Origin of the sequence: Haliea alexandrii (genome assembly GCF_003719295.1) — a bacterium.
GTDB lineage: Bacteria > Pseudomonadota > Gammaproteobacteria > Pseudomonadales > Halieaceae > Haliea > Haliea alexandrii.
This window is the reverse complement of the sequence record NZ_RFLW01000003.1, coordinates 76,877-94,776: the sequence shown is the minus strand read 5'-3', so window position 1 is coordinate 94,776 and position 17,900 is coordinate 76,877. Positions and strand designations below refer to the sequence as shown.

Genomic DNA, 17,900 nt, shown 5'->3' with positions numbered 1-17,900 from the left:
CACTACCGCGGTGATCACTTAACTTGCTTGTTGCGAGCAAGAATGTAGTTCACCTGATTCTTCGTGGCAAGCGAAAAGAGATAATACGATGGTGGTTCGGGCGGGATTTCACGGTGTAGAGCGGTTGGCGACCGTTACAGCAAACGCAACTTGATGTGCTCCCCCCGGAACTCAATGGTATCGCCGTCGCGCATCTGCCGGCGTTTGCGTGTTTCCACCTCGCCGTTGACGCGAACCTGGCCGTCACCGATGAGTAACTTGGCCTCGCCACCCGTCGTCACCAGCCCCTCGAATTTGAGGATTTTGTACAGCTCTACCGGTTCACGCGTGATATCGATGGTTCTCATTGGCTCTGCCTGCGTTTGCTAGCGGTGGTGGACCGAGGTTTGCTGCTGCTGTCAGGCTGCCTTCGCTTGCGCTCGCGCACGGTCGACGAGGTATTCGTCGTAGGTGCCCTGGAAGTCGATCAGGCGGTTGTCCTGGATTTCGACAATACGGGTTGCCAGGGATGATACGAACTGTCGGTCGTGGCTGACGAAAATCAGCGTGCCATCGTAATTGGCCAAGGCCTTGTTGAGCGCTTCAATGGACTCCATGTCCATGTGGTTGGTGGGCTCGTCCATGATGAGCACATTGGTATCCATCATCATCAGCTTGCCGAACATCAGGCGGTTTTTCTCGCCGCCCGAGCATACGCTGGCTTTCTTGTTGGCGTCGTCTGCCGTGAACAGCAGGCGGCCGAGCATACCGCGCACGGCGAGATCGTCGTGCCGGGGCATGCGCCACTGAGTCATCCACTCGAAGATGCTGAGGTCGCCTTCGAAGTCTGCGCTGGTGTCCTGCGGGCAGTAGCCGACGGCCGCATTCTCCGACCATTTCACCACACCGCAGTTGGCGCTGATGTCTTCAATCAGGCAGCGCAACAATGTGGTTTTGCCCGCGCCATTTTCGCCGATGACCGCGAGCCGGGCGCCGGCCTCCAGAATCATCTGGCCACCGCTGAACAGTGGAACATCGTCGAACCCGTGGGCGAGATTTTCGAGCACCAGCGCCTGGCGGTGCAGTTTTTTGTGTTGCTTGAAGGTGATGTAGGGGGAGACCCTGCTGGACGGTTTGATCTCGTCCAGCTTGATCTTCTCCATTTTCTTGGCGCGGGAGCTGGCCTGTTTCGCCTTGGAGGCGTTGGCGGAAAAGCGATTCACAAAGCTCTGCAATTCTTCCAGCTCTGCGGTCTTTTTCGCATTGCCGGCCTGCAACTGGTCCTGTATCAGCGTGGAGGCGGCCACGAAGGCTTCGTAGTTGCCGGGGTAGATACGCAACTCACCGTAATCGATATCCGCCATGTGGGTGCACACCGCGTTCAGGAAGTGGCGATCGTGGGAAATGATGATCATGGTGCTCTTGCGCTGGTTCAACACGCCGGCCAGCCAGTTGATGCTGTGGATGTCCAGGTTGTTGGTCGGCTCGTCCAGCAACAGGATGTCCGGGTCGGCAAAGAGTGCCTGGGCGAGCAATACCCGCAGCTTCCAGCCCGGCGCCACCTGCTTCATCAAACCGAAGTGCAGGGATTCCTCGATGCCCGCCTCCAGCAGCAGTTCGCCGGCGCGGCTTTCCGCGGTATAACCGTCCATCTCGGCGAACTGGACTTCCAATTCGGCCACTCGCATGCCGTCCTCTTCGCTCATTTCCGGCAGGGCGTAAATGCGTTCGCGCTCCTGTTTCACCTTCCACAGTGCCGCATCGCCCATGATGACGGCGTCGACCACGCTGTAGTTCTCGAAGGCGAACTGGTCCTGGTTCAGGATACCCACAGAGCAGCCAGGCTCGATCGATACGTTGCCCGCGGTGGGGACAAGCGCGCCGCTGAGGATTTTCATGAACGTGGATTTGCCGCAGCCGTTGGCGCCGATCAGGCCATAGCGGTTGCCGTTGCCGAACTTGGCGGAGATGTTTTCAAACAGCGGCTTGGCACCGAACTGCATGGTGATGTTCGCGGTGGTAATCAAGAGCGTATTCCTGCGAGCGAGCGAATGGGGCGTGGATGTGCCGGTGTGGTCGTCGTGGTGGTGTGGCCACAGTGGTGGCGTGAGCGGGGCGGCACTATACGGGCTTGGACCTTGAGTGTCGAGGGCGCTGGCTGTTATCCGGCATTGTGCACAATGTAGGCACGTATGCGGGACCAGGCGGCAACGGCCTCGGGGACCTGCTCATTTACCAGTCCGTGCCAGCCCTGAATCATGCCCGGCCAGCTTTCCATCGTGGCCTCCACGCCACAGCGCAGCGCGTTGACCGCGAGTCGCGCTGCACCATTGCTCACGGTATCGAACTGGCCGATTTGCAGGTACAGCGGCGGCAGGCCGGTAAGGTCGGCAAAGGCCGGTGACACGCGCGGGTCATCCAGAGCGATTTTTCCCGCCACGTAGTCCCGGCCCCGGTTGCGGACCCATTCGGGTGTCAGGAACGGGTCTCCCCGCTCGCCGGTTTCTTCCGACACCGACAAATCGAACCAGCCGGTCAGTGACACAAAGCACGCTGGCATGGGCAGCCCGGCGTCGCGCAGGCGCAGCAGCAGGCCCACGGCGAGGCTGCCGCCACAGGACTCACCGATCAGAACAATGTTCTGCGGCTCGACGCCGGATTCCACCAACCCGCAATAGGCGTGAAAGCAATCGTCGTGCGCCGCGGGGTAGGGGTGTTCCGGCGCCAGACGGTAGTCGGGCATGACAACCCGGCAATCGGTGTGGCGGGCGATTATTTCCGCGTAGAAATGGTATTCGTCCAGCGGGGTGGAAACGAAGGCGCCGCCGTGGCAGTGAAAGGCCACCCGGTGACTGCTGTTGCCTTGCAGCACGTAGTCCCCGCAGCGCAACCCGCCGTATTCCAGCAGCCGGACGTGCAGCTGCTCGCTGACGGGCCGGCTGTGGAAGGGAGCGAACATCGCGCGCACGGCCTGGTAGTCGGCGGCAGGGTCGGCAAAGTCGGGGGGAATGGCGTCGATAATAGCGCGTAATTCCTTGCTGGCAGGCATGGCGTCTTCTCTCTGTTACCGGCGTTGCAGTGCGTAATGAATCGACGCACGGCGCCCCGCAAGAATGACGCGAGATCGCGGATACCGGTATACTCGCGCGATGATTCCATTGTCCATACTTGATGTTACCGCTGTTCCCGAGGGCAGCACCACCGCGCAGGCGTTAGAGAACGCCCGGGACCTGGCGCAGCATGCGGAGCGCCTGGGGTACCACCGCCTGTGGGTAGCCGAGCATCACAACATGCAGAGCATCGCCAGCGCAGCCACCTCAATTGTCATTGCACACCTGGCCAACGCCACCACCTCGATCCGCCTGGGGTCGGGCGGCATCATGTTGCCCAACCATGCCCCGCTGGTTATTGCGGAGCAGTTCGGCACGCTGGCAACCCTGTTTCCCGGTCGTATCGATCTGGGGTTGGGGCGTGCACCCGGCACCGACCAGGTAACGGCCCGTGCTTTGCGGCGCAATTTAAGTGGCAGTGTGGACGACTTCCCCAATGATGTGCTGGAGCTGCAACACTATTTAAAGCCGGCGCAGCCGGGCCAGGCTGTGGTCGCCACGCCCGGTGCTGGTACCGAGGTGCCGCTGTGGATTCTCGGCTCCAGTCTGTATGGTGCAGGGCTGGCGGCGATGCTGGGCCTGCCGTTTGCGTTTGCTTCCCACTTTGCGCCTGCGCACATGGAGCAGGCGATAGACATCTACCGGGAACAATTCAAGCCCTCCGCGCAGTTGGATAACCCTTACGTCATGCTCGGCTACAACGTGTTTGCCGCGGATACCGACGAGGAAGCACAGCTACTGCAAACGTCGATGATGCAAACCTTTGTGCGTCTGTGGCGGGGTACACCGGGCAAGATGCCGCCGCCGCAAGCGGGCTATTGGGACACCCTGGGCCCGCAGGAGCAGCAGATGTTGGGCGCCATGCTGCGCTGCTCGGCGGTAGGTGACCGGGATACCGTGGCGACCGCCATGCGCGCGTTTGTCGCCTCTACCGGGGCCGACGAGCTGATGTTGATGTCCTCCATCCACGATCATCAAAAGCGGCTGCGCTCGTTTGAGCTGGCGGCAGCGGCGGTCGGCTAGTCTTCCCTGCCGGCAGGGATGCCTTAATGCACAGCCTTCTCTGGCGCTTTATTGCAATCACGGCCCTGTTACTGGCGGCGGTGGGGATACTACTGCCCATCATGCCCACCGTGCCCTTCCTGCTGGTCGCCACCTGGGCCGCCTCCCGCGGCTGGCCGGAACTCAATGACTGGCTGCTCAATCACCCTGAATACGGGCCGCATATCAGTGCCTGGCAGGAGAATGGCGCGGTGTCCCGCCGTGCCAAATGGTTGGCCACGGTCATGCTCGGCGGCAGCACCAGCATATTGTGGCTCTCCAGTGCGCCGACCCTTCTGGCCGCGGGTATCAGCACGGTGTTCGTCATCGTGTTGACGTGGTTGTGGTGGCGGCCGGAGCCATGAGCGAAATATCTGGCCCAACTGAAGGCTCGTGGTTGCAGCGTTTTGGTTACCGCCTGGTGCATTCGCGCCATGCCCTGTGGGGGCTCACGCTGGCGTCATTTCTGGAATCCACCGTAGTGCCCATCCCCCTCGAAGCGCTGCTGATCCCGCTTATGCAGGCCAGGCGCCGGCAGCTTTTCCTGTTGGCCGCGCTGGCCTTGCTCGGTTGTTTGCTGGGCGCCAGCGTGGGGTATGGTGCCGGTTTGTGGCTCTTCGATGCTTTCGGTAACCAGCTGCTTGAATGGCTTGCAAGCCCGGAACAGTTTGAACGCGCACGCGCGGCCATGGCGGACCACGGTTTCTGGTTTGTATTGAGCGTGGGCATAACGCCGGTACCTTTCCAGACCGCAATGCTGGTCGCGGGCGTGACCGGCTACTCCTTCGCGCTGTTTATGCTGGCCTCGGCGCTGGCGCGGGGACTGCGCTATTTCGGGCTCGCCCTGCTGGTTTACTGGGCGGGTGATCAGGCGGAGGCCTTATTTCGCCGGCACACTCGCTGGGCTTCTGTGGCCGTTTTGGCGCTGGTGTTTGGGGTTTTCCTGCTGGTTTGAGTACGGTGCCCAAGTCAAGCTGAGCACTATGCGTTGCGAGCCCCCCCTTTTCCGCCGCGCTTGTCTACACGCCCACCGGCTCCCGATACGCATCAATGCTCGGGCAGGAACATACCAGGTTGCGGTCACCGTACACGTTGTCCACACGGTTCACCGGCGGCCAGTACTTGCGCTGCCGCAGGGAGGGCAGCGGGTAGGCGGCCTGTTCCCGCGTGTAGGCGTGCTCCCAATGCTCGGCCGTCACGTCCTGCAGGGTATGTGGGGCGTTGCGCAGGGGGTTGTCGGTGGCATCCAGGCGGCCTTCTTCCACCGCGCGGATTTCTTCGCGGATGGCGATCATGGCGTCGCAGAAGCGGTCCAGCTCGGCGAGTGATTCCGATTCAGTCGGCTCGATCATCAGTGTGCCCGCCACCGGGAAGGACATGGTGGGGGCGTGGAAGCCGAAGTCGACCAGGCGCTTGGCGATATCCTCTTCGGAGATACCGCTGGCTTCTTTCAGCGGGCGGATGTCGACAATGCACTCGTGCGCCACCGTGCCGTTGCGCCCGGTGTAGAGCACCGGATAGTGGTCTTGCAGACGGTGGGCGATGTAGTTGGCGCTGAGAATCGCCACGCGCGTGGCCTGGGTGAGGCCTTCAGCGCCCATGAGCGCAATGTAGGCCCAGCTGATAGGCAGAATGGAGGCGCTGCCCCAGGGGGCGGCGGACACCACGTCGTTGCTCTCTGGCAGGCCTGGCACCGGCACCACCGGGTGCGAGGGCAGGAAGGGCTGCAGGTGTGCGCCTACGCCGATGGGGCCCATACCGGGGCCGCCACCACCGTGCGGAATACAGAAGGTTTTGTGCAGGTTCAGGTGCGACACGTCCGCGCCGAACTTGCCGGGGGAAGCGAGCCCCACCAGCGCGTTCAGGTTGGCGCCGTCCACGTACACCTGGCCGCCATGACGGTGCACGATATCGCACACATCGACCACGGTCTCTTCAAACACGCCGTGGGTGGAGGGGTAGGTGATCATGATCGCCGCGAGTTCGTTGCTGTACTGTTCGGCGCGGGCTGTGAGATCGGTGAGGTCGACGTTGCCGTCGGCATCACAATCGACAATGACCACACGCATGCCGGCCAGCGCCGCGCTGGCGGGGTTGGTGCCGTGTGCGGAGGAGGGGATCAGGCACACGTCGCGCTGGTCGTCACCGCGGCTCTCGTGATAGCGGCGAATGGCCAGCAGGCCGGCATACTCGCCCTGGGAGCCCGCGTTGGGTTGCAGCGAAATGGCGTCGTAGCCGGTGCATTCCTTGAGCATATGCTCCAGCTCCGCCAGCATCTCGCGGTAGCCCTCGGTCTGGTTGGCCGGGGCGAACGGGTGGATGCCGGCGAATTCGGCCCAGGTGACGGGCAGCATTTCGGTGGTGGCGTTGAGCTTCATGGTGCAGCTGCCCAGCGGAATCATGGCCTGGTTGAGGGCGATGTCGCGGGTTTCCAGCCGGCGCATGTAGCGCAGCATCTCCGTTTCCGAGTGGTAGTCGTTGAACAACGGGTGCTGCAGGTAGTCCACGCTGCGCTGTAGCGATGCGGGTATCGCCGTGGCCGGCGCGGCCTGATCCCGACAGGGTGTTCCCGCCGCTTTGCCCGTGATGGCTGCCAGCAGCTGGTCGACATCTTCCGCCGTGGTGGTCTCGTCCAGGGCAATGCCCAGTTTGTGGGTGCCGATAATGCGCAGGTTCATGCCCGCCGCCAGGGCGCGCTCGACAATGGCCTGCTGCTGGTCGCCCACGTTCAGTGTGAGTGTGTCGAAGTAGGCCGTGTTTTCCGCCGTCATGCCGGCCGCCTGCAGGCCCGTCGCCAGCAGCCCGGTGAGGTAGTGCACACGCTCGGCGATGCGCCGCAGCCCCACCGGCCCGTGATACATGGCATAGAAGGCCGCCATGATGGAGAGCAGCGCCTGAGCCGTGCAGATATTGCTGGTGGCCTTCTCCCGGCGAATATGCTGTTCGCGGGTCTGCATGGCCATGCGCAGGGCTTCGTTGCCGTGGCGGTCGATGGACACACCGATAATGCGCCCGGGGGTCGAGCGCTTGTAGGCATCGCGTGTCGCAAAGAAGGCTGCATGCGGGCCGCCAAAACCCATGGGTACGCCAAAGCGCTGTGAATTGCCCACAACCACATCGGCGCCCTGGGCACCGGGGGACTTCAGCACCAACAGCGACATCAGGTCGGCGGCCACGGTGACCAGAGTGCCGGCCTTCTGCGCTTTCGCAATCAGCGGTTCCAGGTCATGCACATGGCCGTAGGTGCCGGGGTACTGCAGCAGCAGGCCGAAAGCCTCGGTGCTGCCCGCAAGCTGGGCGGGATCACCCACCACCACCTCGATATCCAGTGCCTCGGCGCGGGTGCGGACGACGGCGATGGTTTGTGGATGGCAGTCCTCTGCGACGATAAACGTGCTGCTGCGATTCTTCTTGTTCACCCGTTGCAGAAGGGTCATGGCCTCTGCCGCAGCGGTGCCCTCGTCCAGCATGGAGGCATTGGCCAGTTCCATGCCGGTCAGGTCCATGATGGCCTGCTGGAAGGTGAGCAGGGCTTCAAGGCGGCCCTGGGATATCTCCGGCTGGTAGGGGGTATAAGCGGTGTACCAACCCGGGTTTTCCAGCACATTGCGCTGAATAACGGCGGGCGTATAGGTGTCGTGGTAGCCAGTGCCGATGTAGGATTTCAGCACGCGGTTCTTGCCGGCAATGGCACGCAGCCGCGCCAGCACGGCCTGTTCGGTTTGCGGCGCGGCCAGGTCCATGGGCGCCTGATTGCGGATGCGCGCGGGCACGGTGGCGTCAATGAGGGCGTCGAGGCTGTCGAAGCCGAGCAGGCGCGCCATCTCTGCCTGCTGCGCCGGCGTGGGCCCGATATGGCGCCCAACGAATTCCTGAGAGTGTTCCAGTTCGGACAGCGAAAGGCGAGTCATGGCAGCTCCGGGGCGGGCGTGGCAGCGGGTGTCGGGAAAGGCGCGAATGGTAGCAGCAGGGCCCCCGAGCGGCAATATTCTGTACCCCTTGTGACCAGTCTGGCACACTGCCCGGCAACTTCGTACGCCTCGCGATCAGGAGACCGCATGGAACAGGTAAACCCCGAGACTCTGGGCCTCAATGCGGCACAGCTCGCGCGCATTGGCGAGCATTTACGTGGCCGCTACCTGGAACCCGGCAAACTCCCGGGCAGCGTCACCCTGGTGGCGCGTTACGGCCGCGTGGGCCTGCTCGACGTCGCGGGGCTGAGCGACCTCGAACGCGATACGCCGATGAGCGTGGATACCATTTTCCGCATCTACTCCATGAGCAAGCCGATTACCTCGGTGGCGTTGATGATGCTGTACGAGCGCGGTCTGTTTTCGCTGGATGATCCGGTACACCGCTTTATCCCCGAGTGGCGCAACCTTGAGGTGCGAACTGCAGGCGCCTTTCCGCAGTTTGCGACGGCGCCTTGCGCTCGCCCCATGACCATCCGCGACCTGTTGCGACATACCTCGGGCCTCACCTACGACTTCCTGCGTGAGAGCAATCTGGATTACGCCTACCGCAAGCTTCAGATCGGCAACCCGGCGCCGGGTTATACGCTCAAGCACATGATCGAGCAGCTGGCGCAGCTGCCGCTGGAATTCTCCCCCGGTACCCGCTGGAACTACTCCCTGGCGACCGACGTGCTGGGTTACCTGATCGAGGTGATCAGCGGCCAGTCATTGCCGGACTATTTGCAGGAACACCTGTTCGGCCCGCTGGGTATGGTCGATACCGCCTTTAATATAGCGCCGGACAAGGTGCACCGGCTCGCCTCCTGTTACGAGCGTGATGCCGCGAAAAACCTGGTTTGCAACGACGACGGCCAGGATAGCCGGTTCCGCGACCGGGTTTTCTACTCCGGCGGTGGGGGCCTGCTGTCCACCGTTGGCGACTACTTCCGCTTTTGCCAGATGTTGCTGCAGGGCGGCACATTGGATGGCGTGCGCATTCTCGGCTCGCGCACGCTGGAGTACATGACGGCCAATCACTTGCCCGGGGACGTGGACCTGGAGCAATACGCCATGGGTAGCTTCAGTGAAACCGAGTACGAGGGCGTGGGCTTCGGGTTGGGTTTCGCCAACAAGATTGACCCGGTGAAAAACGGCAACCTGGCCTCGCTGGGCAGCTTCTTCTGGGGCGGCTTGGCCAGCACCCTGTTCTGGGTCGACCCGGAAGAGGAACTGGTGGTGATCTTCATGACTCAGCTCATGCCGTCGAGTACCTTCAACCTGCGCGGACAGCTGGAATCCATGGTCTACGCTGCGCTGGACTGAGCGGCGCGGGCTGCGCTAGTCTCCGGGTCGGCATAACAATAATTCGACCCTGGAGGTTTGCATGACACTGCAGCGCCCCATGATTTACCTGTCATTATTGGTGGGCCTGGCCGCCTGTTCCGATGGCACGGACACCGTTCCGGTTACCCCGCCCCCCGAGCCGCCCCCGCCGATCAGTATCGACACCCCCAATGCTGACCGCTGCGAGATGCTGGATGCGGAGAACTGCATGTTCCCCTGGCCCAGCGATGTGTTCACGGTGGCTGATGAGAGCCTGGAGACCGGGCGCCGGGTAAACCTCAATCAGGAATCGCTGCCGGCCAATCGGCGCGGTGACCGCGTGGACCCTGCGGAATGGAACCGCAACGACGGTTTCTCCCCCTCGCAGATGATCCTCGCCCAGGTGCCGGGCGTGGATCTGGCGCAGACCGGCGCGCCGCCGATCACCGATCTTTCGCTGTCGCTGGAGGCTGACTCCCCGGTCGTGGTGATTCGCGCCAGCACGGGTGAGCAGCATCTCGTGTTTGCGGAACTGGACGCCAATACCGATGACGCTGCCGAGCAGGCCTTGATTATCCGGCCCATGGTGCAGTTCGAGCGGGGGGAACGCTACATTGTGGCGCTGCGTAACCTGCGCGACAGCGCCGGTGAGTTGCTGGAGGCGCCGGAGGTGTTCCGCGCGTTTCGCGATAACACCCTGACCGACAACGCCGACATCGAGGCGCGTCGTCCGGCAATGGAAGCACTGTTCAGTACGCTCGAAGACGCCGGAGTAGAGCGCAGCGAGTTGTATCTGGCCTGGGACTTCACCGTGGCCAGTGCCCGCAATATCACCGAGCGCCTGCTGCACATTCGCGACGAAGCCTTTGCGGACCTTGGCGCCGCCGCACCGGATTACGTCATCAGCACCCTCACGGATTTCGCACCCTGCGACCCGGACGGCTGCAGCGATGGCCAGGATGAACAGATCGCGCGTGAAATCGCCGGCACATTCTTCGTTCCCAACTTCCTCGACTCCGACGAAGGCGCGCCGGGCTCGGCGTTCTACTACGCCACGCCCGATGACGGACTGCCGGACCGCCTGAATGGCGACAACCTGTTTGCAGCCAACTTCGTTTGCCGTATCCCACGCTCGGTGGCCGAAGACTTTGAGGCACCACCCAAGGCACAGGCGCGCCCATCGCTGTACGGGCACGGCTTGCTGGGGAGCGCCAATGAGGCGCGCGGTGGCACGCGGCAGAACGTTGACATCATGGCGCTGGACCACCAGATGATGTTCTGCGCCACCGATTGGGCGGGCTTTGCCAGCGCCGATGTGCCGTTTGCGATTCAGGTGCTGCAGGACTTCAGCCTGATGCAGGCTTTCTTCGACCGGCAACAGCAGGGCTTGCTGAACTTCATGTTCCTCGCCCGGCTACTGAAGAGCGACGCCGGCTTCGCGGCCGACCCGGCCTTCCAGGCAGCGGGCCAGCCGGTATTTGACAACAGCACGGTGTATTACGATGGCAACAGCCAGGGCGGGATTCTCGGCGGCGCGCTGATGGCGGTTATTCAGGACGTGACGCGCGGCGTGCTGGGTGTGCCGGGCATGTCCTACAGTTTCCTGCTGCGGCGCAGCGTGGACTTCAACGCGTTCACGCCGTTCTTCAGCGGTAGCGGTACCGGCGAAGAGGGCGGTGGCTATCCGAGCGTCAAGGATCAGAGCTTCCTGCTGTCCATGGCGCAGCTGCTGTGGGATCGCGCCGAGACCAGCGGCTATGTTGTGCACATCGAACGCGACCCGTTGCCCAATACGCCGGTGCATGCGGTGTTGCTGCAGGTGGCCTACGGCGACCACCAGGTGAGCATGTGGTCGGCGGAGTTCATGGCGCGCAGTATCGGTGCGCACCTGCGCATTCCCGCGCTGGAAACCGGGCGCCACCCGGACAGCAATCCCTATGTGGGGCTGGAGCCCGTGCCTGCCGGTGATTTTACCGGCTCGGTGTTGACCCTGTGGGACGACGGCCCGGTAGGCGCTGGCGCGCTTGAGGGCGGCACCGCACCGCCACCCATCACCAACACCCCGCCGGTGGAGCCTGATTTTGGCAATGACCCCCACAGCTTGCCGCGGCGCGAGCCCGCGGCGCAGGCACAGAAATCCGCCTTCCTGAGGCCGGACGGCGAGGGCCGGTTCGTCGACACCTGTGCGCCGGAACACGCCTGTTTCACCAACGGCTACAACCCCGGGGGTTGAGGTGAGCACGCGGCGCGCGCGACCAGTGAGGGTCAGGTCGCGCGGGCTGCAGGGTCGCTGTAGTCGACCGCGGCAATCACGTAGTGTTGCTCGCCGCCGGGGCTGTGCAGGCTGACCTCGTCATCCAGGCGTTTCCCCAGCAGGCTGCGGGCCAGCGGAGAATCCATGCTCAGTTTGCCCGCGGCCAGGTCGAATTCATCGGGCCCCACGATGCGGTAGCAACGTTCCGTGCCGGCCTCGTCTTCGAGAGTGACCCAGGCGCCGAAGAACACCTTTTCGGTGTCTGCCGGTATGCGGTCGACCACGTTGAGCTCCTCCAGCCGCTTGCTGAGAAAGCGCACCCGTGAGTCGATTTCGCGCAGCCGGCGTTTGCCGTAGATGTAATCCCCGTTTTCCGAGCGGTCGCCGTTTTTCGCCGCCTCGTGTACCACGTCAGTGACCTGCGGTCGTTCCACCTTCCACAGCTGATGTAGCTCGGCGCGCAGTACTGCCTCCCCTTGCGGGGTGATATAAGGCGATCCCCGTCGGCGGGGTGGGCGATAGCGGCTCATCGTGCGTATTCTAACGGCGCGAGTTTCACTACACTAGCAGGCAGTCCCTGTCTGCGAAGGAGAATCGAACGATGAAAGCCTGTTTGCTTGCCGCCCTCCTGGCCGTCGGTGCCCACTCCGCGTATGCCGCGTGCCTGGACGTGCAGGGAAACCTGCAGCAGGGTGGCCTTGTTTGGGGTCAGGCGGCGCCGGGTACGCCAGTGCTGCTCGACGGCGCCGCGCTGGATGTGCTGGATGATGGCACGTTCATCGCCGGCTTCAGCCGTGACGCCGCGCCCAGCGCGATGCTGCAGGTGGGTGATTGCCGGCAGGAACTGGCCATCGCCACGCGGGAATACAACATCCAGCGGGTAGAGGGTGTGCCCCAGCGCACGGTAACGCCGCCGCCGGAGCAGCTGGCGCGCATCGCCCGGGAACGCGAATTGGTGAATGCCGCCAAGGCCCGGCAGCTGCGCCGCCCGGACCTGCTGGCCGGTGTGCTGACGGGCTTTCGCTGGCCGGTGGAGGGGCGTATTTCGGGTGTCTACGGCAGCCAGCGGGTGTATAACGGCAAGCCCGGCAGCCCGCACTACGGTGTGGACGTGGCCGTGCCCACCGGCACCATTGTGCGCGCCCCGGCGGCCGGGGTGGTGACGTTGGCCGAGCCAGACCTGTTTTACTCCGGCGGCACCATCATTCTCGACCACGGCTACCGGCTCTCCTCATCCTTCCTGCACCTGAGCAAAGTGCGGGTTGCGGTGGGTGACGCCATAGCCCCCGGTGACATCATCGGCGAGGTCGGTGCCACCGGCCGTGCCACCGGGCCACACCTGGACTGGCGCATGTCCTGGCGCAGCGCGCGTATCGACCCGCAGCTGCTGGTGCCGCCTATGCGCCTGCCTTAGCCGGGCGCCCCTGGCCGGGCGCCGGCCAACAGCGTGTTATGGCTGGGAAAAATCCGTATAATGCAGGCCCTTTGCATTCCTCAGGACCTGTCATGATTGACGAGAAACTGCTGAGTATTCTGGTGTGTCCGGTCACCAAGGCCCCACTGGCGTACGACAAGGAAAAAGACGAGCTGATCTGCAAGGCCAGTGGCCTGGCGTACCCCGTACGCGATGGCATTCCGGTCATGCTGGAAAGCGAGGCACGCCAGCTCAGCGCTGACGAGAAACTGGGGTAAGGCATGTCTGAGACGATATTCGGCAAGATTGTCAGTGGCGAGATTCCCGCGGAGTTGCTCTATGAAGACGAACACTGCATCGCCATCAACGACATCAACCCGCAGGCGCCGGTACATGTGCTGGTGATTCCGAAAAAGGGTATTCCCCGTCTGGTTGATGCCGCGGCTGACGACCAGGCGCTGCTCGGACACCTTATGCTCGCCGCCGGTAAAGTGGCGGAACAGCTGGGTGTGGCTGAGGCTTTCCGCCTCATCGTCAATAACGGCGCCGGCGCGGGCCAGACCGTATTCCACCTGCACCTGCATATTCTGGCGGGCCGCGGGTTTGCTGAAGGACAGATGGCAGGGTTCCAATGAAAACAGGCGACATACGCGAAGCATTCCTGGCCTATTTCGAGGCGCAGGGCCACACGAGGGTGCCCAGCAGTTCACTGGTGCCGGGCAACGACCCCACGCTGCTGTTCACCAATGCGGGCATGAACCAGTTCAAGGACACGTTCCTGGGCACGGAGCCGCGCTCCTACGTGCGCGCCACCAGCAGCCAGCGCTGCGTGCGGGCCGGCGGCAAGCACAACGACCTCGAGAACGTGGGCTACACCGCGCGCCACCACACCTTTTTCGAGATGCTCGGCAACTTCAGTTTTGGTGACTACTTCAAGCGCGAGGCCATTCAGTTCGCCTGGCACTTTCTTACCGAGACTCTGGGCCTGCCCGCCGAGCGGTTGTGGGTGACGGTGCACGTCTCTGACGACGAAGCCGCCGATATCTGGCTGAAGGAGATGGGCGTCAGCGCCGAGCGCTTCTCGCGCCTGGATGAAGACAACTTCTGGCAGATGGGCGATACCGGCCCCTGCGGCCCCTGTTCGGAAATCTTCTACGACCACGGCCCGCACGTGCCCGGCGGCCCCCCCGGCAGCGAAGGCGACGATCTGGATCGCTATATCGAGATCTGGAACCTGGTGTTCATGCAGTTCAACCGCGATGCCAGCGGTGAACTGCACCCGTTGCCCAAGCCCTCGGTGGATACCGGTATGGGCCTGGAGCGCATCGCGGCGGTCAAGCAGGGCGTACACAGCAACTATGAAATCGACCTGTTCCAGGCGCTGATCCGCGCGGCGGCGACGCTGCTGGACGTGTCGGATCTTGAGCACAATTCGCTGCGCGTTATTGCCGACCACATTCGCTCCTGCGCATTCCTTATTGTCGATGGCGTGCTGCCGGGCAACGAGGGTCGCGGCTACGTGTTGCGCCGCATCATTCGCCGCGCCATCCGCCACGGCAACAAGCTGGGCGCCACCGCGCCGTTTTTCCATCAGCTTGTGGCCACACTGGCCACGGAGATGGGCGATGCCTATCCAGAGCTGGTCAAACTGCAGCCGCAGGTGGAAAAGGCGCTGCTGGCCGAAGAGGAGCAGTTCGCCAAGACGCTGGACAACGGCTTGCAGATTCTGCAGGACGCGTTGGCGGGCATCAGCAGTGGCGCGATCCCCGGCGACGTCGTGTTCAAGCTGTATGACACATACGGCTTTCCGGTTGACCTGACCAACGACATCGCCCGCGAGCGCGGCCTGGAGTTGGATATGGCCGGCTATGAGCAAGCGATGGCGGCGCAGCGCAGCCGGTCCCAGGAAGGTGGCAGTTTCAAAGTGGATTACAACGCGGTGCTCACGCTGGAAGGCAGCACCGAGTTCACCGGCTATGACAGCGTGGAAGGCGAGGGCAGGGTGACCGCGCTACTGTGTGACGGTGCCGCCGTCGACGCCCTGCACGCCGATCAGCAGGGCGTCGTGGTGCTCGATTGCACGCCGTTCTACGGCGAGTCTGGCGGTCAGGCCGGCGACACCGGCTATTTGCAGGCCGAGGGTGTGCGGCTTGAAGTCACCGATACCACCAAGGCACAAAGCCAGCACCTGCATCATGTGACGGTGCTGCAAGGCAGTGTCAAGGTGGGTGACCGCCTGCAAGCCAGCGTCGACGCCAGTGTGCGCCAGCGCACACGCCTCAACCATTCTGCAACGCACCTCATGCACGCGGCGCTGCGCCGCGTGCTGGGCGAGCACGTCACACAGAAAGGCTCGCTGGTGGATTCCGAGCGCCTGCGCTTCGACTTCTCCCACTTCGAGGCGCTCACGCCTGCTGAGCTGGCCGAAATCGCCACGCAGGTGAACGCGCAGATCCGCGCCAACACCCCGGTCTCCACGCGACTCATGTCTATGGATGCGGCCATCGAGGCCGGCGCTATGGCGCTATTCGGCGAGAAATACGGCGATGAAGTGCGCGTGTTGAGCATGGGTGAGGCGGATTACTCGGTGGAACTCTGCGGCGGCACCCACGTTGACCGTACTGGCGATATCGGTGTGTTTCGCATTCTGTCGGAATCCGGTATTGCCTCCGGTGTGCGCCGTATCGAGGCCGTTACCGGCGCCGGTGCGCTGGAGGCCATCGCCCACACTGAGGCACAGCTGGATGCCGTGTGCGAAGTGGTCAAAGCCGGGCGCGATGCCGTGGCAGCCCGCGTGGGAGCCCTGCGCAACGAGAACCGCGAGCTGGAAAAGGAACTGGCACGGCTGAAACAGAAGCTCGCCACCTCCGCCGGCGGTGACCTGACGGCGCAGGCGGTCGATGTGGGCGGTATCAAGGTGCTGGCGGCGAACGTGGAAGGCGCCGATGCCAAGTCACTGCGCGACACGCTGGACCAGGTCAAGAACAAGCTGGGCAGCGCCGTGGTGCTGCTCGCCGCGGTGGATGGCGACAAAGTGGCCCTGGCCGCCGGTGTGAGCAAGGACCTGACCGACCGTGTCAGCGCCGGCAACCTGATGCGCGAATTTGCCGGGCGTTTGGGTGGCAAGGGCGGCGGTCGCCCGGATATGGCCCAGGGTGGCGGCAGCGATGTGGCCGGCCTGCCGGCGGCACTGGGTGCGGTGGCAGACTGGGTGGCAGACGCGCTGGCCCAGAACGCCTGATATGGGTGTGATTGTCCAGAAGTTCGGCGGTACGTCCGTCGGCAGCATCGAGCGTATTGCGCAGGTAGCGGATAAAGTCGCGCGCTTTCGCCACGACGGCCATCAGGTGGTGGTTGTGGTATCGGCCATGAGCGGCGAAACCAACCGGCTGCTGGGCCTGGCGCACGAGCTGCAGGAGCAGCCCCTGGCGCGGGAGCTCGATGTACTGCTGGCCACTGGCGAACAGGTGACCACCGCGCTGTTGAGCATGGCGCTGAACCAGCGTGGCGTGGCGGCCAAATCCTATACCGGCAGCCAGGTGCGCATTCTCACCGACGACGCGCATACCAAGGCGCGTATCCGTGATATCGATGACAGCCGTCTGCAGGCCGACCTCGCGGCGGGCTTCGTGCTCGTGGTGGCCGGCTTTCAGGGGGTAGACGAGCAGGGCAATATCACCACCCTGGGCCGCGGCGGTTCGGACACCACGGCCGTTGCCCTGGCGGCGGCCCTGAAGGCCGACGAATGCCAGATCTATACCGATGTGGATGGCGTGTACACCACCGATCCCCGCGTGGTTGATGATGCGCGCCGGCTCGACCGCATCACCTTTGAGGAAATGCTGGAAATGGCCAGCATGGGCTCCAAGGTGCTGCAAATCCGGGCGGTGGAATTCGCCGGCAAATACAAAGTGCCACTGCGGGTGCTGCACAGCATGAAAGAAGGCCCCGGCACCCTCATAACCCTGGAGGACGCGTCCGTGATGGAAACGCCGACAATTGCCGGCATCGCCTTCAACCGCGATGAGGCCAAGCTCACCATTCTCGGCGTGCCGGATATGCCCGGTGTGGCTTACCGTATATTGGGGCCGATTGGCGATGCCAATATCGAAGTGGATGTCATTCTGCAGAACGTGGCGGAGGATAACAGCACCGACCTCACGTTCACCGTAGGCCGGGCGGACCTGCCACGGGCGCAGGCTGTTCTGGAGCAGGTGGCCTCAGAACTCAATGCTCGTGAGGTGCGCGTGGACAGCCGCATCGCCAAGGTATCGGTTGTCGGTGTGGGTATGCGCTCGCACGCCGGGGTTGCCAGCACCATGTTCCGTGCACTTTCGGAAATGGGCATCAACATCCAGATGATCACGACATCCGAAATCAAGATATCGGTCATCATCGAGGAAAAATTCATGGAATTGGCGGTACGCGCGCTGCATTCCGCGTTTGAGCTCGAACAGGCACCCGCCGCGAATATTGCAAACTGATACAAACCGGCAGTTGCGTTTTCTGCATTCTCGGCTAACACTGAAGAATCAGCAGCGCATGGTTGGCGCCGCCTGCCGTGTCTCGGTGGGCGCAAGGAGGCAAGGAGTTATGCTCATACTGACCCGCAGGGTGGGTGAATCACTGATGGTTGGCGACGACATCACGATCACGGTGCTGGGCGTCAAGGGCAATCAGGTGCGCATCGGGGTCAGCGCCCCGAAAGATGTCGCAGTTCATCGCGAAGAAATCTACAATCGCATTCAGGAGGGTGATGAGGAGGCCGCCTCGGAGGACGATTCCCGGGACTAACCCGCACCCCGTGTTCTCGTGCACAGGAGTGC

Annotated in this window: 16 protein-coding genes; 11 read left to right on the top strand and 5 right to left on the bottom strand. The window is 63.2% G+C overall.

Annotation, left to right across the window (positions count from 1 at the left end; all coding sequences use genetic code 11):
* Positions 1–134 precede the first annotated feature (134 nt).
* From EGJ68_RS12805 to EGJ68_RS12795, 3 genes are all read right to left on the bottom strand, one after another.
* Complete coding sequence (locus tag EGJ68_RS12805) at positions 135–347, bottom strand: RNA-binding S4 domain-containing protein (protein WP_123034969.1); 213 nt, start codon at positions 345–347, stop codon at positions 135–137.
* A 51-nt stretch (positions 348–398) separates the two neighbouring features.
* On the bottom strand, positions 399–2,006 hold the full coding sequence (locus EGJ68_RS12800; protein WP_123034968.1) for an ABC-F family ATPase: 1,608 nt from the start codon (positions 2,004–2,006) through the stop codon (positions 399–401).
* A gap of 134 nt (positions 2,007–2,140) precedes the next feature.
* The gene (locus EGJ68_RS12795) at positions 2,141–3,028 is read right to left on the bottom strand and encodes an alpha/beta hydrolase (RefSeq protein WP_123034967.1); all 888 of its coding nucleotides are present in this window, start codon (positions 3,026–3,028) and stop codon (positions 2,141–2,143) included.
* 100 nt (positions 3,029–3,128) lie between these two features.
* On the opposite strand from EGJ68_RS12795, the gene EGJ68_RS12790 reads away from it, so the two are divergent.
* Genes EGJ68_RS12790 through EGJ68_RS12780 form a run of 3 tightly spaced genes read left to right on the top strand, consistent with a single transcriptional unit; the run spans position 3,129 to position 5,085 of the window.
* Positions 3,129–4,112: an LLM class flavin-dependent oxidoreductase gene (locus EGJ68_RS12790; RefSeq protein ID WP_123034966.1), complete on the top strand. Its 984-nt coding sequence runs from the start codon at positions 3,129–3,131 to the stop codon at positions 4,110–4,112.
* A 26-nt stretch (positions 4,113–4,138) separates the two neighbouring features.
* Complete coding sequence (locus EGJ68_RS12785) at positions 4,139–4,495, top strand: YbaN family protein (RefSeq protein WP_123034965.1); 357 nt, start codon at positions 4,139–4,141, stop codon at positions 4,493–4,495.
* Entirely contained in the window at positions 4,492–5,085 is a 594-nt protein-coding gene (locus EGJ68_RS12780) for a YqaA family protein (RefSeq protein ID WP_123034964.1), read from the top strand. The genes EGJ68_RS12785 and EGJ68_RS12780 overlap by 4 nt, the downstream gene beginning before the upstream one ends.
* 64 nt (positions 5,086–5,149) lie before the next feature.
* Here EGJ68_RS12780 and gcvP read toward each other — a convergent pair whose 3' ends face one another.
* Entirely contained in the window at positions 5,150–8,041 is a 2,892-nt protein-coding gene (gcvP, locus tag EGJ68_RS12775; RefSeq protein WP_123034963.1) for an aminomethyl-transferring glycine dehydrogenase, read from the bottom strand.
* Positions 8,042–8,188: 147 nt separating this feature from the next.
* On the opposite strand from gcvP, the gene EGJ68_RS12770 reads away from it, so the two are divergent.
* Together EGJ68_RS12770 and EGJ68_RS12765 are read left to right on the top strand one after the other, a co-directional pair.
* Positions 8,189–9,406: a serine hydrolase domain-containing protein gene (locus EGJ68_RS12770; protein ID WP_123034962.1), complete on the top strand. Its 1,218-nt coding sequence runs from the start codon at positions 8,189–8,191 to the stop codon at positions 9,404–9,406.
* Positions 9,407–9,467: 61 nt separating this feature from the next.
* Positions 9,468–11,639, top strand: coding sequence for a hypothetical protein (locus tag EGJ68_RS12765; protein ID WP_123034961.1), 2,172 nt, complete (start codon positions 9,468–9,470; stop codon positions 11,637–11,639).
* Positions 11,640–11,671: 32 nt separating this feature from the next.
* Here the strand turns inward: EGJ68_RS12765 and greB are convergent, their stop codons facing one another.
* Positions 11,672–12,190 (bottom strand): transcription elongation factor GreB, encoded by a 519-nt coding sequence (greB, locus tag EGJ68_RS12760; RefSeq protein WP_123034960.1) that lies wholly within the window; start codon positions 12,188–12,190, stop codon positions 11,672–11,674.
* A gap of 71 nt (positions 12,191–12,261) precedes the next feature.
* On the opposite strand from greB, the gene EGJ68_RS12755 reads away from it, so the two are divergent.
* From EGJ68_RS12755 to csrA, 6 genes are all read left to right on the top strand, one after another.
* The gene (locus tag EGJ68_RS12755) at positions 12,262–13,074 is read left to right on the top strand and encodes a M23 family metallopeptidase (RefSeq protein WP_123034959.1); all 813 of its coding nucleotides are present in this window, start codon (positions 12,262–12,264) and stop codon (positions 13,072–13,074) included.
* 92 nt (positions 13,075–13,166) lie between these two features.
* Positions 13,167–13,352 (top strand): Trm112 family protein, encoded by a 186-nt coding sequence (locus EGJ68_RS12750; protein WP_123034958.1) that lies wholly within the window; start codon positions 13,167–13,169, stop codon positions 13,350–13,352.
* A 3-nt stretch (positions 13,353–13,355) separates the two neighbouring features.
* Positions 13,356–13,709 (top strand): histidine triad nucleotide-binding protein, encoded by a 354-nt coding sequence (locus EGJ68_RS12745; RefSeq protein WP_123034957.1) that lies wholly within the window; start codon positions 13,356–13,358, stop codon positions 13,707–13,709.
* On the top strand, positions 13,706–16,315 hold the full coding sequence (gene alaS / locus EGJ68_RS12740; RefSeq protein WP_123034956.1) for an alanine--tRNA ligase: 2,610 nt from the start codon (positions 13,706–13,708) through the stop codon (positions 16,313–16,315). Before EGJ68_RS12745 ends, alaS begins: the two co-directional genes overlap by 4 nt.
* A gap of 1 nt (position 16,316) precedes the next feature.
* Entirely contained in the window at positions 16,317–17,558 is a 1,242-nt protein-coding gene (locus EGJ68_RS12735; protein WP_123034955.1) for an aspartate kinase, read from the top strand.
* 109 nt (positions 17,559–17,667) lie between these two features.
* The gene (gene csrA, locus EGJ68_RS12730; protein WP_123034954.1) at positions 17,668–17,868 is read left to right on the top strand and encodes a carbon storage regulator CsrA; all 201 of its coding nucleotides are present in this window, start codon (positions 17,668–17,670) and stop codon (positions 17,866–17,868) included.
* Positions 17,869–17,900: the final 32 nt, after the last annotated feature.